This is a genomic window from candidate division KSB1 bacterium (assembly GCA_034506395.1).
Taxonomy (GTDB): Bacteria; Zhuqueibacterota; Zhuqueibacteria; order Thermofontimicrobiales; family Thermofontimicrobiaceae; genus Thermofontimicrobium.
The window spans coordinates 43,040-58,813 of sequence record JAPDPQ010000006.1 but is presented as its reverse complement, the minus strand read 5'-3'; the positions used below and the strand labels follow the sequence as shown (position 1 = coordinate 58,813).

The following is a 15,774-nucleotide window of genomic DNA, read 5'->3' as shown; positions in this document are numbered from 1 at the left end:
AATTGATTAGTTGGGTGGATTATTGTACGGAATTTGAGGGAAAAAGGCAAGGGAAATTATTAAAAGGCGAGATAAAAATGTCTATTTGAAGATCAAAGCATGAATGTTTTTTAAGACTAAAAAGACAGAAATTTTAAAATTCCACCGCTCCGCTAATCCGATGGCTATTGCCCAATTCGCTATTGAGGAACGCGTAATCCAGTCTCAAGAAGTACAATCGGAATCCAGCGCCCGCGGTCCATCGGTCGTTTTCCAGGCCAGCCCTGAGTGCCACCATATCATTGAAGGTCAGTTCTGCGCCAAGCCGATTAAAGCTCTGGTAGCTATCATCACGCTCCAGCGAGATGGTCAGCCGGCTCGAGACGAAAGGAATTCGTTCAGCATAGGCGACGCCTATCATCAAATTGATGGGAAGTTGATCCTTACTTCGTTGCCCAGTATTCCAAACCACTGGGGTTCCGGCCAAGTCCTGAATGCTGAAGCCAAAGGAGAGGCAGCGTTGCTGGATGTCGTTTTCGCCCTCGAACCCGATCAGGCTGAGCTTCAAGCCAAGGTCGATGCCTTGCCCCTTTCCTTCGAAGCGATCCAATTTTTGGGAGATAAATTTGTAACTAACTCCAAGACCGAGCCTTAATGGTATGATGGCAGGATTCAGGCCTGTTCCAATTATTAGATCGAAATCAAATGCTCTGGCAAATGACAAAATAACGGCATCTTCAACATCGCCGAAATAGCCCTCAGGCGTGCCAGTGGAGCGCAGGTTGGGATCAATAAATCGATCGTAGCGTGTACCAATAAGCTCACTGTAGCGGGGGATATCATCCACCGCCAATCGAATCCAACTGGCGGCCAGAGCGGTAGCTGAGCCCAAGCGAATAGAGCAATTCGCGAAATGGTGATCGGCCAGATTTTGGAACATCTGGGCATGGCTGAACAGGAGTTGATGCTTGTTCAGGTCCGTTAATCCGGCTGGATTCCAGTAGCTGGCAGAGCCATCATCGGCCATGGCCACATAGGCGCCAGCCAACCCTAACGCTCGCGCCCCGACGCCGATCCGAAGAAACTCCGCCGCATACTTTCCCGCAAAGGCTTGACCGCAAGTGCCGAGCAAAAAGAGGACAATTATCTGCTTCATCTGTTTCATTGAGGTCCTTGGTTCAAAAAAAAGACATAAAAGCCGATGTCGGACGCAAAATTACTTCCTTACCCAGAGTTCGTTGATTGTCAATTCAAATTGCTCTCAAGGCAATCTTGAAAGATGCAAACTCGTTTTTTCTTGGCATTACACTCCAGGTTAGAACATTCAATCGGCGAGGATCGAGTTCTATCTCAATTTGGCCAGCTTTTCGATCCGCTCAATTTTTTGATTGCCCTTTCTTGCGATGAATTTCAAATAATAAACGCCATTGGCTACTGGATCGCCTGTTTCATCGCAGCCATCCCAAACATGTTCGATGTAGCCGACTTCATTGGTAAATTCAAAGCGTCGAATCAGACGCCCCGAAACGGTGTAAATGTTAAGCGAAACAAGTTCAGCCTCATCGGTCAACGTATAGGCAATGATGGTTTCATTGACAAACGGGTTGGGGTGATTGGCAAGGGCTTGAAGCGCAAATTCGCCGCTCACCGTGACCGCGAGCGTTTGCTCCGACCAGTTTCCCGCAAGATCCGCAGCTCTGATTTTGATCACATGTTCCCCAGGAACCAGAGTAGGGGAGAAGCGAATGACAGCAATTTTGTTCGATTGTGGACTAAACCACACTGAAGAATTCGTAAGATCGACCTTTTGGTTGTTCAAATACAGCTCTGGCGGCTGGTTTTGGAGATCGATTCCAGATTCATCCTCGATGCTCACGCTGATGATCGGATGAGACGAAACGTAATCCATTCCCGCGAAATTTTGATTCTCGATGCGAATGGACATTAAGGGTGGCGTGGGATCGTTCACGTAAAATAGGCCGAAAATGGCATCGCTAGCGAGGGCGGTGGCGATCAATTTCGCATCGCTGGAATCCAATTGTGCAGGCCGATAGCTCCAATGCTGGTGAACACCATCCCAAGCATAAACGCGAGGCAGCTTTTCCCATTGTTCCTTTGCCCATTTGAAGCGAATAGAAAAGGGCTGTAACAATTGGGCATCCGGAGGATCAAATCGCAACTCATAGCACCGTGGCGGGTTCTCTTGAGACCCGACGGGGATAAAGCCAGATGGGATGGGACAAGTGAGGCTCATCTCCGCGGCGCTGCGCACGTGGATATCCCCTGAACAATTACTGGGCATGCTACTCGGGGATATGGTGATTGAAAAATTGCTATCAGCGCTAACGATTGGACCTGCGCTGCCATGCATCAAAGTGATCAAATGAAGTTGCTTTTGAATTTCGTTGTTGCTCTCATTGGATTCGGGCACATGCTGTTCGGCGTCGATCCTGATCACCAATCGATGGCGGCCGCTGGGTTGATTTGGCCAGGGAGATTGCAAAATAGTATCTTGTCCTGCCGCCAAACGAAAGATTCGCACCGGATCGATTATTTTTTTCTCATCATCGGGATCCCCTTCGAAAAACTCCACCGTAAAGTTGCGGGCATCGGTCTCTCCCTTATTGAAAACTTTGGTTTGTAGCATGACCGATTCCCGACCGAAAATTTGTAGCTCGGGGGCCAAAAATCTGAGATCAGCGCGGCGATTGACGGTAAACGAATAGATTTGGCTGGTTATGGAATTCGATAGGAAATTGCTGGCAGCGCGATAAAAGGCTTGGATTCGATAATAAATTTTTGAACCTTCGTTGGCAATCAGCGGTTGTTCGGTTTGAAAGCGGCCATCTGGCATGTGGTGCATGGAGAAGTTCTCCCAACTGGCTTGAGTGTAACTGATTTGGCAAACCGCTGAATCGATGCCGGACGGCGCGACCTTCGATGCAACTTCAATCTTAGCTCGAAAGAAAATCGAATCTCGATGACCTGGGCTACTTGGTATCGTGCTAATTTCTGTGAATGCCGGGGCTTCAATGCCAAAAGGTGCTGAGCCGATGCCATCACTAGTTTCATTCCAAAAATACGCTTTGGCGAGGGCAGACCCAGCATTAGTGAAAGGCATAGGCAGCGTGAGCTCGAACCGTCCAGCCGATACCGAAGCAGTATGTTCTTGAAATATGGCTTCCGATGAATCAATTAGCTGAACTTTGGCTTGACCATTTAAAGGAAGAGGCAGTTTTCCGCGGATCGTGAAGGTTTCTCCAGCGGGAACTGAGCTCGGATGAATTTCCAGATCGATCGGATGCGATGGGAATCCGATCCGAAGCGCTGGATCGCCCAACAGGTTGTAATTTTCCACATGATCCCAATAGCTGCCAGTCCAGGTGATCATGCGCCATTTGGCCTGGGTGGTGACTTGGCCGAGGTGGCGAAGGCCATTTTTAAATAGCGCTTCGAATAGGGCATTGTTCAAAAAATAATCACCATAAAGCCAGGCCCGACCTGCGGAACCAAAGGTGGCGATACAGCCTTTGTCTTTCGCTCGGAGCAGTTCTTCGCCCAGGGAGGGGGTCCATGGATTATCGAAATAGCCGATGAAACAGGTGAGGCTGAAGATTACTGGCAAGGTCCGAGGGTTTTTAAGGAGAACGATGTCCTCCAACAAGAACAAATCTGCATCGAAAAACACGCCACCGCCGCCATGGCCGATGAAATTGAGCAGCGCGACGCCATTATTGAACAACCCGACCAATTCTTGAGTGCTGCCGAAATATTTCGATCGGGGATTGGTGTAAAGCCGGGGCACTTCGAAACTGGCAGGGATGTAGTCTTGAGCCAGATAATCTGCTGACCGTTCGAAAAACGGATCATCTCCGCAGGCCAAGCAGATTCGTTTTCGCCACTCCCCAAGCAATGGCTGCTTTTCATATTGTATGATTTTATCGATAACTGTCCGCGCTTCTTCGATGGTATTTACTGGCAGTCTTCCGATGAACATATCAGGAAGCCGGTCGTCTCCGCTGACGCAAACAAAAGCATTATCGCTGGAAGTGAGCCCCCACGAATAGGTGTATTTCATGACGCTGGGGATGAAACAAGTTTTGCGCCAACTTCGAGCCAACGACTTATCACATGCCCAAGTGGCGTCGCCTAAAAGAAGCACATAGAGCGGTGCTGGTGGCTGCCAGTTCTCATAGGCATACTTCAGAAATTTTTGAATCGCCCAAGGATCGAAGATGCCATCATTGAACTCGTCGTAAATATCTTGAACATCGATTAGCGCAACGCGCAGGTTCTGAGCTTGACGATGCTCGGCAAGCAACTGAGCCGCATTTCGAAATAACTCATGGGTGATCAAAATGTAATCGGCTCCGTTTTGCGATGATTTGAGATTCGAAGGTTGATCGGACACGATCTGAATCGGTTTTTTTATTGCTTTCGGACTATAAAGAAAATAGTGCAGTCCTTGCAATGTGGGTCGATCCTGAAAAGTAACCTGATAGCCCGAATCAGTTTTTTGTACATCGAAATTGACCAGGCGTCGACCAAAATTATCAATAATTGAAATGTCTGGAGCACTGAAACCATTGATTTTGAATTGATGAAGTGTCCGATCGCCTGCGTCCCAGGGGATCTCGATGAAATCCCCCTCGGCAAAAAGCGCATGCCAGTAGGTGATTTCCGCCCAATTCAAAAATACCTGATCCACTTCACCGGCTGGAGTATCCCCGGGTAGCGTCACGCTTAGCGTATTCTCGCCATGCTTGAGTACTATGATGGGGATATCAGCCGTGACCTCATGCGCAACCTGACCATCCCAGGTCGCCTCTTTGATCAAATAGCCATTCAATTTTACAACAACATGATGATCTGGATTTTTATCTGGGTGGGTAGAACCATGTAGCATCACCCGAATATGAGCTGTGCCATCAGCAGCGGGGTGATTCAGATGAAATTTGAAATCATAGCTGCCAGAAGCATTCATGGTCTCCCAAAACCAATGATCCTGTATTTCATCGGTCACCAGCAGCAATCGATCGAACACATTATCTTGTTCGACATGTAAAGTAAATTGAAAAGCATTTGGTGAGACCAACTGATTTGTGCTCTTCACATAAAGACCACCATCAGTTTCGACTTGCCGTCGACCGATCCCTTCGCCCCAACTGAGCCAATAGACATTGCCATCGGAATAGGGTGAAAAATAGCTATTTCCCCCACGATTGAATTCACCATAAAATTCGATGTAATCATCAGGATCGAAGCGGCCGTCCTTTTCCCCGTGGACATAGATCGGCAGTTCAATGCCACGATTCACCAGCCGCAGCGTTCGAGGATCGATTGTCTCCACTGGGATGCCAGCGCTATCTAATTCGGTCCGAGTCAGCCGATAGATGCCATCTTCGCGGACGCAAATTTTATAGGCAGGTCGCGCAGCACCACTGGAGGTTGGCTTTCCTAAACCAGGCGGGCGATCTTTTTTTGCCCGCCAATTCTTGCCAATTTCATGGTTCGCCACCAGAGGCCGCAGCACTGTTTCGAACTGAGTCTGATCGACAATTGGCAGAGATGATAACATTCCATGCGAAAAATGGATTTGAAACAGAAGGAAACGATAGCAGCGAAGGGTTTTCTGAGCTGCATGATATTCGATGGGAAAAATCTGAACTGGCAGCACGCGTTGATCCCGAATCATCGCTGGCTCGCCCAATCTTACTGGCTGGGCTGGAAACCAGCTATCTGGTTCGTTCAATTTCCTATCGCTGACAATGTGAAGAGGAGTTATGCCGTTTTCGTCAATCAACTTTTCATCTGAAGCGATCAATTCGATCCCCTGATGCACCTCATAAGTTGACTCGATGATCTTGAACTCGGCCGAGCCGTCCATCGGCATTGCCAATAACAGCCCAGTTACTGGTAATTGCGGCTTGCCCAGCTCGGTCGTCATGTTAAAACCGGGGATCGAAATGACATGAAAGCTGCGACCGTCGTTGTTCTGTTCTTGAATAGCGACGCTGTCGATTCTCACTTGAATGATAATATGGTCGGCAGCGGATTCAACAATTTGAATCATATTGCTGTTGCCCATCTGGCCGACTGCTTGGCTGGTGCACAAGATCGCAATTGTTAGGCAAACAAGCAGTATTTTTGATCGGCATTTGGTCATTGCAATTTGGTTGTGATATAAATCAATGGCAAAATGATTAATAGAATGGGCTAAAGCCCAAAACTTCCCACTAGCTTATGAAAGTGTCCGTTCTGAAGAAGGGACCGAATCAAGTAATTAGAGAGAATCTGGGCTGAAACACAAATCTTCTGAATGGCTGACGAAAGTATCCCTTCAGAAGAACCGACTGAATCAAATTTAAAGAGAATTTAAGCTGAAGCCCAGAATTTCTTTTCGGCTCAGCACAATATTCGTTCTGCGGGCAATAGATAATCAAATCACTGAACTTTGTTATTGCTCTAATATTTCGAAAACAATTTTCCCCACTCTGTGTTCATGAATTTGCGAATGCGATTTCGGCCGATCAAGGGATACCAGAGCCAATCATGATAGATATTGGATGCCAACGGCGCCCAGACCACCAATGGCGAGTGCAGCGCGATCTTCTCCAGAAAACGCAATGGTCCCAACCGAAGCATCTGATCGCCCCAGATTACAAAGCTCCTTTTGGTATGAAAACCGAAATTTATATGAGAGATATCCTCCCCAATTATCTCAATCTCGCGCGGATCGGCGACGCCCAGCTTCATGTCGTGGCAGATCTTTAGGTACGGAATTTTAAGTGGATCAAAGCCCATCATTTTCGCAGCTATCGCGTCAATGGCAACTGAATCAGCACTGGCAAGCAGATAATTTTTAATTTTCGGGTTCATCGTTCTCGGACCGGCGCCATCCCCAGCAACCGTACCATCCATCACCGCAAAAATGCCAGGGTGCAGCTCCTTTTGCATCATCACCAGATCGACTAGCACCTCGTGGATGTATTTATGAGCATAATGACGCACCTCCTTCAATAATCCACCGAACGCATTTTTAATCGCCCCAGTGGTGATGGAATGACCGTGGGTCTTTACAGTTGGCAGATGGATCACGTTTTTGCCCACATACATCTTGGGAATTTCGATGCCCTCAGGGAAGATCTGGTTAAGTCGCAGGAGTTTCGTCTTAAACTGATAGACCATCCACTCGACCTCGGGCAATGCAGTGAACGAAAGGCCGTATTTTTCCAGCACTGGCAGCCAGCGATTGTTGCGCACGCCCTTATGGGGATTGGTTACTACAGTCTTATTTTCAACTGGCAAAAGTTTTTGCTTCTGAAATCCATCTGCTAATAGGGTTTTGATCACGCCCTCGACCTGCCATGGTTGCGAGGAACAGGCTGGAAAATATTTGGTCCAAGACAAATTAAGCTTAATCAGCGTATCGTTTTCTCTGGAAATAAATTTTTGATACTCCGCCAAATGGAATAATTTTTGATAATCATCTAAAATGGTTGATGGTGAGGTTTTTAAAACAGCGACTTTGGTTTTTGTCATAGATAAGATTTTCCTTCAATGTTTCGCTTTTGGCCATTCGCTCTTCGCTTTTGGCTTTTCGCTTTCAGCTTTCAATGCTCAGACTCAAATTACCTGATTTCGCTTTTACCACAGTATCCTATTTAACTAATGACGAAATTACCTAATTCCCCAATCACCCAATTACCCAGTTACTTAATTGCCTCCTTACCTCATCACCTGATTACCCAATTGCCAATTTGCCTTAAAACAAATACAGAATCACTACCACCACTACAACCCACAACACCACATCGACCACCAACAGCTGGTCTGAAAAAATCGCGATCTCCGGATTGCCGCCCTGGCTGCCTTCGTACACCAAGTAGAGATAACGAAAAATCCCAAAAATGACGAACGGAATCGTTACAATCAAATAGCTGGACCCGACCAGCGCCGTGGTGCGCGGCGCCAGGGTATAGAGCGCATAAGCGATCAACGTTGAGCCGGTCACCACGGAGATCATCTGATCCAGCAGATACGGGCTGTATTGCGAGAGGCTCTGCCGGTGATGGTTAGCCTCTTTGCCCAATAGTACCAGCTCATGCCGGCGCTTGGATAGTACCAGAAACAGCGACAGAAATAGGGTGCACACCAGCAGCCACGGCGAAATGCTCACCGCAATCACGACGGCCCCGGCCACGGCTCGCAGCACAAACCCAATGGCAATGATGATCACATCCAGGATGGCGATCTGCTTTAAATAAATCGAATAGCCGATCATCAACCCGGCATAGCCAGCGCAGACCAGCCAGAAGCTTCTGTCCAACCGATAGGCCAATAGCAGGCTGATCACTAGCAATACGCCGGCCAATCGTTTGGCTGTGCGCGGTGATATTTTGCCCGATGCAATCGGCCGTAATCGCTTCAATGGATGTTGCTGATCTTTTTTCAGATCGATCAGATCATTGATGATATAAATTGCCCCGCTGATCAAACAAAAGATTCCGAATGCAGCCAAGGTCCTTGTGAATAATACCAACGAAAATAGACGATGCGAAAAAATTAGACCTGCGAACAGCAGGAAGTTTTTGGTCCACTGGTGGGGGCGTAATGTTCTTAAGATTGCTCGAAACATAGCAGAAAATGGGAATCCCCTCCGGCTGCGATAGAATGTTTTTTATAAAATTTTAAAAGCTAATCGCATGGGTTATGACTTGGGAATTACTGGCGATGTTCTAAATGATTTCTTACAGTCTCCCTGGAAAAGCTCCTTTGCAAAGATAATTTTATATTTTTTTTCTTTCTCCCAAGCTCTGCAATTGCAAAGCTGGCCAGCATGATCAAATACGGATCCAGCGGCAGACGAAAGCGGGTTTTGGTGATAAAAAAAGCATAGCTGATGGTAAAGGAGACAAATAATAAAACAAAGAGCAAGGTGTACTCTTTTCTGTCCCGCCAGGAAATTATCAAGCCGAAAATTGCAAATAATAAAATAGGACCATAACTGAGAACGCTCATCAGCTTCGATAGCCTATCCATCATTTTATAGCCCGTGGTCGGCGTGGGATAAAGCTGCCATAGGTTCACTGCTTTTTTAAATGTTAGCAAAATGAATTTGCCAGGATTTTTTTTGATATATTGAAGCGCATCCTGATAAAATATTTTTTCCTGTTCCACTTCAGATTTTGCCTGAGTTAGTTCCTTAGCTAAGTAATCAGGATACCGAATGCTGTTTCCCGTTGTCGGGGTGGCCCAGGTATTATTTCCCATCCAGAAATTGTATCCGCTATTGGTTGAAAGGACAAATGGCTGGTTAAATACACAATAGTTTCTGATCAGCCAGGGAAGCATGGTGAATGTCATAAAAATGACCATAATTCCGATGGGAAAAAATCTTCTCGGATCGACTTCTCTGAGATCAAAATATAACCAGCCTAATGCCAGAAATATGAATGCTAAAAATGTTGGCACTGTCAGTACACTTAATCCTGCAATGATACCAATGAACATCAGCTTCCAGAATGATCTTTGTTGACGGGTGCTCACCAATAAATAGATGAACAATGCCAATAGAAAGATCGAAAGCGTGGTGGGAAAGAAGGTACTGGCGGTGTAAATAAGTAGCGGATAAAAGCTGTAAATAGAAGCAGAGAGGACAGCAGTTTTTGGGTTAAAAATTCGTTTGGCGATTAAATAAACCAGAACTAGTGTCAGGCAATCGATAAATGCCTGAAACATTCGCGCTGCCCAGAAATGCCGCCCCCAAAGGAGATAGTTTAAGGCCAGAAACAGCGGGTAAGCTGGTGGTCGAAAGGCAGTAGGCTTGCCCTCTTCATTTTGATAGCAATGCTTTTCGATCAGTTGCGTAGCTAAGCGATCGTAGGCAAATTCGTCGTCCCAATAGAGCCTCTCTTGTAACCAAAAAAGTATGAAAAAGATGCGTATAATGAGCGCAAAAATAAAAATGACTATTAACCACCGCCTATTCTCTAACATATTTAAACACCCCTCCGCCCATGGTCCCAGCATAGATTATTCGGGTATCTTTTGGATCAATTGCAATGGCTCGGACATCCAGGGTGGTGAGACCATCATTGAAACTAATCCAATCTAAATTAGCGTTTTTTGAATAGAGAATCCCTTCAGTAGTGCCAACATAAATATTTTCTGCTTTATTAAAATCGATAGCAATTGTTCTTAAATAATAGCCAGAGGGAAATGTCGCTATTTTTTGCCAGCTAAGCGCTCCATCATAGCTTACGAAAAGCCCAGACCAACCCGCTGCTAAAAAAAGATGCTGATCATTATAGGGATTAATTTGAATATCGGTCGGTGTGGCAAATCCAGATTCGGCTGTATTTGGTAATCCAATATTTTTTTGAACCCAGCTTAAACCCGCGTCATTGGTTTGAAATAATCCCAGATATTTTGCTCCAATATAAATAACCGATGGCTCATTTCCGTTAATGCAGATACTTGTAATTGGTCCTGCGCCGCCCGCAATTTCGATTTTATTCCATTTTTCATATTTCCCTTTTGAGTTAAACAACCCAGTTTCTGTTCCCGCATAGAACATCGGATTTATATCAGTAGTGGCGATGATCACGGAAACTCTTGGATCAGCCAGACCGTTGTTCATAGCTGTCCAAGATTCGCCAGCATTTTCGCTGATAAACACCCCGCCGCCCCAGGTAGCAGATAAAATTATCGCAAATTCGTTTGAAATGATTTCGAGATCGGTTATATCTCGATATGTTAAGCCATTATTTTTAAGCTTCCAATTTTTCCCTGCGTCATCAGTTCGAAACACACCTTCAGGGGTGCCAACATAGATGATTTTAGAATTTGATGGATCAATGGCGATGTCTCGGATCTGCAAATTGTTCAAGCCATGATTGATAGCCACCCACATATTGGATTGCGAAGGCTCAGAGGGGTTCTTTTTATGACATGATGGAAAAAAGAAAAATAAAATAATAACGAAGCCGATCAAGGGATAAGAAAATTTGGACATATTCATCTCTCACATTAATACCTAAATTTAAAAGGATACCTATGTTTGGTTTTCCGATTTCACCTTGATAATGCAGCGTCATTTAACTTACTTTTTTCTTGTGATATTCATATCGGATGTCATGATTCCTGTCATATTCTGGGCCACAATTTCGGCGATCATGCTTGAGCCTTTTGGAGTCAGATGAACGTGATCGATGAAAAAATCGCTTTTTCCAGTCATTGCCTTTGAAGCATCAATAATATGAACTTCCTTTTCTTTTGCTACTTGATATAATATTTGATCGCATTGCTCAAATGCCTTTAATAAAGCTTCATGAGTCAACTCTGTGTATTCATAAATGATCTTATTTCGATCCGCTGCTGTATTGTCCTTAGAAACTAAGCGAGCCTGAGTAATTAATATTGGAGTTGCACCAATATTTCTGGCACAATCCACAAACATTTCCATATTTAGTTTATATTGACGCAAGCCTATTTCATAAAATTCTGATGAAAGGGATACTTTTTTCTTTACTCCTTCAGTATCAATATTCAATTTCCATCGAAAGTAACGATTGCGAACGCGAACATAAAACTGCGAATGTTCACATAGGAACCTATCCAACCATCCTTGATAATTTTGAAATGGATCTTGAGATTCATCATAGGGCTTATAAATTCTCAAAAGTGGTTTTTTTGTTTTGAAATACTTAATATCATTCCAAGCATTATATACAGCTACATAGTCAGGGTCAAATAAATGACCTTCTAAGAATAATCTTTCAAAAGAATCAATGGATGTATGACCAGGGATTCCAGCGTTTATTACTTCTACTGAAAAACCACGTTCGTTTAGCAATTTTTCTACCAGGTGCGGCCAATCCTTTCCTTCCGTAGCGGCTTGATCAAAAACGGCCGACCCACCATAAATGATAATCCGAGTAACATTGCTATCCTTTTCAAATTTAAAGTCATTTCCTCTATACCCTTTATTTGAAATGTGCAAAATATTATTGTATGCTCCTTTAATTGTTTGCTCTTGTTCTGGAAATAAATGCCTTGCATAAAGCGAAGGGACATATTGTAAAGAGTTTTTTTTCTGAATGTTCGGAGTCAAATATCCTTGCCTCGAAAATAAACGTACATAAGTTTCTCCAAGCATTAGTGTTATTACTAGAAGCACTGAAAGGTATATCAAATAATATAAGATTTTTTTCGATTTTGGCAGCTTATCCAATTTCTTTTCTCCAATTCCAATGAATCAGAAGTCTCTCCAAAATGATCAATTGACGGCTATGTGAATGTCATCCGTGCGAATACAGGTCTTTCATTAGTTCTAATAAATAACAAGTTAAGAGATGCAGCAATCAAGAGTTATAATGTTACTATCATAAGCAACGATATTTTGATGAATTCCAGATGAATATCGTGTTTAACTAAGTAATATTGAATTCCATTTTTTAATATCAATTTGGTTTTGAATAAATCGGCACAATTTTTGGATTAGAATATTTTTTGAAATCTTCTTTCTAAAATAAAACCACCACAAATTTTGTTCATGCCACTTTGATTCTCGATCTTCCAAAGCTGGGATGAGTCGTTTTATCACAAAAATACTGCCATATTCTCGATCGCTAATTACTTGCCACATCCATGGTCTATTGAGAATCTTTTTATGGATCGCCCGGGGAACTCCAGTTCCATCACCATAATCATGAAATGCCACCATCCCATTCATCTTCACCCATTTTTGCCAGGCCAGAATGTCTCTCTTTACGCCTATATATCGATGATCGCCATCAATGAAAAGCAAGTCGATAGCGTGAGACCAGTGCTGAGCAACCTTTGTCGATTCACCGATAATCAAATCCGTCCAGTCTCGCACACCAGCAGCATCTATGTAATTATCGATAAGGGGATGCTTTTCAATATCGATGGAATGAACTGGAGTGCCATTGATGGCTCGTCTCGCCATTGCCATGCTGATGAGAGATTTGCCAGCGCACGTCCCAATCTCCACAATTGTCCCATCAGCGGGAACGGATTTGGCAAGAGCGTATAAAAATTCTGGCTGGGGACTGGAGCACATTGGCTCAGGAATTTTTGTTAATAGCTCCAATAGTTGCCTGATCTCTGGGGCATTTTGTTCGACCAAAATCTGGATCATTGTTTCTCCTAAATTATGCTGATTTTTTAATCACGATTTCTATGGAATATTCCCCATCGCTATGTTGATAAGGATCTGTAATTTGATGGCCATCATCGCAAATGCGCTGCGCTACTATTTCGTAATTCTTAAGCGTTCTCCTGATAAGCGGGACAATTCCCAATGTGTCTGGCGGCTCATCACGATCTAATAGAAAGAAATGCTTGTGATCTGAATTCCAACGTGATGGTAGTGTCAGTTTTTTTTTCATATAGATCACGATGCGGCAGATATAGGATCATGAACCCGCCAGTTTTCAAGACACGCCACCAGTTTTTCAATGCTGTGGCTGGCTGAGCTAAATGCTCTATCGTATGCGAAGAATAGACAAAGTCAAATTGCTGATCTTTGATGCCTTTGAGATAGTGAGCATCACCATGTTCAAAGTCCCAGCCTTGGCAGTTTTCAGCTAAAAGATCTCCACCATAGCCGATGTCAATGCCTTTGCCCTGACAGTATTTTTCAAAAAACCCTTCTTTGAGCCGTCGGCTTTTGGCTTTAGCAGTTTCTCCGTGAACTGGCTTTCGACCAAAGATCCGATAGGTGACTTTTAAAAACAAGAAATATCACCTTCGAACTGGTGGAAAAAGAAAATTTGGGAAAATAGCTTTACAGGCCTTTTTAATTACCGATATCATGAATGAGACTTCCTTAAATTACGCCAAGCTTTTTAGCGCGCTTTGTTCGGTTCAGATGCTCAAATAAGATTACCCTCATAAAAAACTGAGGTCCACCGATCAGGTAACGCTTCCACACTTTTCCTGGGGTGATCATCAGCCGACAAAACCACTCCAGATGGTGCTGATGAAATAACGCTGGCCCTCGCTTAAGATTGCCAGAGAGAAGATCAAATAAGCCGCCGACTCCCCAACAGAGGCGAACATTCAACTGATCCATGTGTTTTGCGATCCATTTTTCCTGGTGTGGTGCACCAAAGCCGACCAGAAGCACATCTGGCTCACTGCAGTTGATCTGCTCAATCACTCGTTGATTTAGATCCGAATCCCAGTGAAAATATCCATGATGATGTCCGACGATCTTTAATTGTGGATGAGCGGCTTGTAATCGAGAGCAGGCCAGTTCGTTACTCTTATCATTGCTGCCAAGCAAAAACAGCTGAATCCCTTGCTGTGCCCATGTATGACAGAGATCGTGAAAAATATCAATCGCTGTGATTCGATCTGGCAAATACTGGCGAGCCAGACGAGCAGCGATTACCACCCCGACGCCGTCGGCATAGACCAGATCCGCTGCGTTTAAGATGCTTCGATAATCGTCGTCGATATAAGCTTTATTGAGACAATCTGGATTTACATAGAAGACCGCCGATCTGGTTTTTGTCTCTATCAGTTGATGAATATCTTTAATGAGATCTGCTGCCGTTACTACATCTATTTTGACACCGAGCAGGCAAATCAACTTCCTTGATTGCTCCATATATTGATCCCCCAAGTTCTATTGATCAATTCATTAACCCCCTGAAACACATCATCAACAGATAAATCATAGAGACATCGAAACGAACGGCATCTCCTACGGTCGCACACTTTGCAACCGACATCTTTTTGAATGACTATATGGTTCGTTCCCCTAGGTTTCCATCGTTCGGGATGGTCATCGGGGTCGATGTGAGTGAAAATGGAAACGGTTGAGGTACCCACCGCAACTGCGATGTGCATAGGACCAGTATTACCAGAAATGAATAATTGTGCCCGCTGGATCAGCGCAGCAAGTTCTTGTAGCGAACATTTTCCAGCCACCGAATAAGCTTGATGCTTCATTGCCGATTGTATTATTTCGACCATTCCGATTTCTGCTCCACTTCCCGTGAAGAGCAGATCAATAGCATATCTCTCGATAATGCGATCTGCTAGTTGGGCAAACCGCTGAAGCGGCCATTGCCGCGCCTGGGAGATATAGTTCCCGGTTCCGGGATGAATAATAATGAACGGCTTATTATTTTCAATTCCTAGATCATTCAATAACCGCTCGACTCTCTTCTGATCTTTTTGAAAGATAAAAAATTCAGGTTGAGATGTCACTTTATCAAGGCCAATCGGGTACAATAATTCCGACACGCGATCAATTTGGTGTTGCTGAGGCGGAGCTGGCGGCAGCTTTTTCGTGAAAAAGAAACCTCGATGATCAGTATCCCTGCCGATTCGATGCCTCGCGCCACTCAGCACAGCCAGCAATGCGCTATTTATCCCTTGATAACTGTAGAAATCAATCGCTATATCGAAGTGACATTGACGAAGCTGCTTTGCCAATTTTATCATGCTGAACAACTTTCTAAGCTTACTTCGATTGTTAAAGATGAACAAATGTTCAAACAAAGGACAATTATCTAAAACATGAGTATTCTTTTGATCAATAAGAACGGAAATTGATTTTGCACCAAAATGCTCAGATAATAATCGCAGAGCTGGGGTACATAAGACCACATCACCGATGCCATATTTACCAACGATGATAACCAAAACCCGTTTGATCTCAATTAAATTTATTTCTCTTGTGGGTAGCCAGAACAATAGCTTACTGATAAACCGAAAGGTCAATTTTCGGCTTTGATGCCAGATCAATCTTAGATC

General features: G+C 44.3%; 11 protein-coding genes. All 11 read right to left on the bottom strand.

What is annotated here, in order from left to right:
* Positions 1-133 precede the first annotated feature (133 nt).
* The 11 genes from ONB37_05770 to ONB37_05720 all read right to left on the bottom strand — a co-directional run bounded on the left by ONB37_05770 (position 134) and on the right by ONB37_05720 (position 15,765).
* Positions 134-1,144, bottom strand: coding sequence for a hypothetical protein (locus tag ONB37_05770; protein ID MDZ7399657.1), 1,011 nt, complete (start codon positions 1,142-1,144; stop codon positions 134-136).
* A 180-nt stretch (positions 1,145-1,324) separates the two neighbouring features.
* Positions 1,325-6,067 (bottom strand): C25 family cysteine peptidase, encoded by a 4,743-nt coding sequence (locus ONB37_05765; GenBank protein MDZ7399656.1) that lies wholly within the window; start codon positions 6,065-6,067, stop codon positions 1,325-1,327.
* A 377-nt stretch (positions 6,068-6,444) separates the two neighbouring features.
* The gene (locus ONB37_05760; GenBank protein ID MDZ7399655.1) at positions 6,445-7,521 is read right to left on the bottom strand and encodes a DUF362 domain-containing protein; all 1,077 of its coding nucleotides are present in this window, start codon (positions 7,519-7,521) and stop codon (positions 6,445-6,447) included.
* Between the two features lie 223 nt (positions 7,522-7,744).
* Positions 7,745-8,617: a decaprenyl-phosphate phosphoribosyltransferase gene (locus ONB37_05755; protein MDZ7399654.1), complete on the bottom strand. Its 873-nt coding sequence runs from the start codon at positions 8,615-8,617 to the stop codon at positions 7,745-7,747.
* 86 nt (positions 8,618-8,703) lie between these two features.
* The gene (locus tag ONB37_05750) at positions 8,704-9,978 is read right to left on the bottom strand and encodes a glycosyltransferase family 39 protein (GenBank protein MDZ7399653.1); all 1,275 of its coding nucleotides are present in this window, start codon (positions 9,976-9,978) and stop codon (positions 8,704-8,706) included.
* Complete coding sequence (locus ONB37_05745) at positions 9,965-10,996, bottom strand: hypothetical protein (GenBank protein ID MDZ7399652.1); 1,032 nt, start codon at positions 10,994-10,996, stop codon at positions 9,965-9,967. Before ONB37_05745 ends, ONB37_05750 begins: the two co-directional genes overlap by 14 nt.
* Before the next feature lie 87 nt (positions 10,997-11,083).
* Complete coding sequence (locus ONB37_05740) at positions 11,084-12,214, bottom strand: GDSL-type esterase/lipase family protein (GenBank protein MDZ7399651.1); 1,131 nt, start codon at positions 12,212-12,214, stop codon at positions 11,084-11,086.
* Between the two features lie 195 nt (positions 12,215-12,409).
* Positions 12,410-13,144 carry a class I SAM-dependent methyltransferase gene (locus ONB37_05735; GenBank protein ID MDZ7399650.1) on the bottom strand — a complete coding sequence of 245 codons (735 nt, stop codon included), beginning with the start codon at positions 13,142-13,144 and terminating at the stop codon, positions 12,410-12,412.
* Between the two features lie 179 nt (positions 13,145-13,323).
* Positions 13,324-13,743 (bottom strand): class I SAM-dependent methyltransferase, encoded by a 420-nt coding sequence (locus ONB37_05730; protein ID MDZ7399649.1) that lies wholly within the window; start codon positions 13,741-13,743, stop codon positions 13,324-13,326.
* A gap of 91 nt (positions 13,744-13,834) precedes the next feature.
* Positions 13,835-14,620, bottom strand: a complete 786-nt coding sequence (locus tag ONB37_05725) for a WecB/TagA/CpsF family glycosyltransferase (GenBank protein ID MDZ7399648.1) — start codon at positions 14,618-14,620, stop codon at positions 13,835-13,837.
* A complete protein-coding gene (locus ONB37_05720; GenBank protein ID MDZ7399647.1) occupies positions 14,599-15,765 on the bottom strand; it encodes a glycosyltransferase family 9 protein in 1,167 nt (388 codons plus the stop codon). Before ONB37_05720 ends, ONB37_05725 begins: the two co-directional genes overlap by 22 nt.
* Positions 15,766-15,774 lie beyond the last annotated feature (9 nt).

Coding starts and splice junctions, on each gene's coding strand:
- ONB37_05745 (MDZ7399652.1), bottom strand. CDS start 10,996: ATGTCCAAATTTTCTTATCCCTTGATCGGCTTCGTTATTATTTTATTT.
- ONB37_05750 (MDZ7399653.1), bottom strand. CDS start 9,978: ATGTTAGAGAATAGGCGGTGGTTAATAGTCATTTTTATTTTTGCGCTC.
- ONB37_05725 (MDZ7399648.1), bottom strand. CDS start 14,620: ATGGAGCAATCAAGGAAGTTGATTTGCCTGCTCGGTGTCAAAATAGAT.
- ONB37_05760 (MDZ7399655.1), bottom strand. CDS start 7,521: ATGACAAAAACCAAAGTCGCTGTTTTAAAAACCTCACCATCAACCATT.
- ONB37_05735 (MDZ7399650.1), bottom strand. CDS start 13,144: ATGATCCAGATTTTGGTCGAACAAAATGCCCCAGAGATCAGGCAACTA.
- ONB37_05755 (MDZ7399654.1), bottom strand. CDS start 8,617: ATGTTTCGAGCAATCTTAAGAACATTACGCCCCCACCAGTGGACCAAA.
- ONB37_05770 (MDZ7399657.1), bottom strand. CDS start 1,144: ATGAAACAGATGAAGCAGATAATTGTCCTCTTTTTGCTCGGCACTTGC.
- ONB37_05765 (MDZ7399656.1), bottom strand. CDS start 6,067: ATGGGCAACAGCAATATGATTCAAATTGTTGAATCCGCTGCCGACCAT.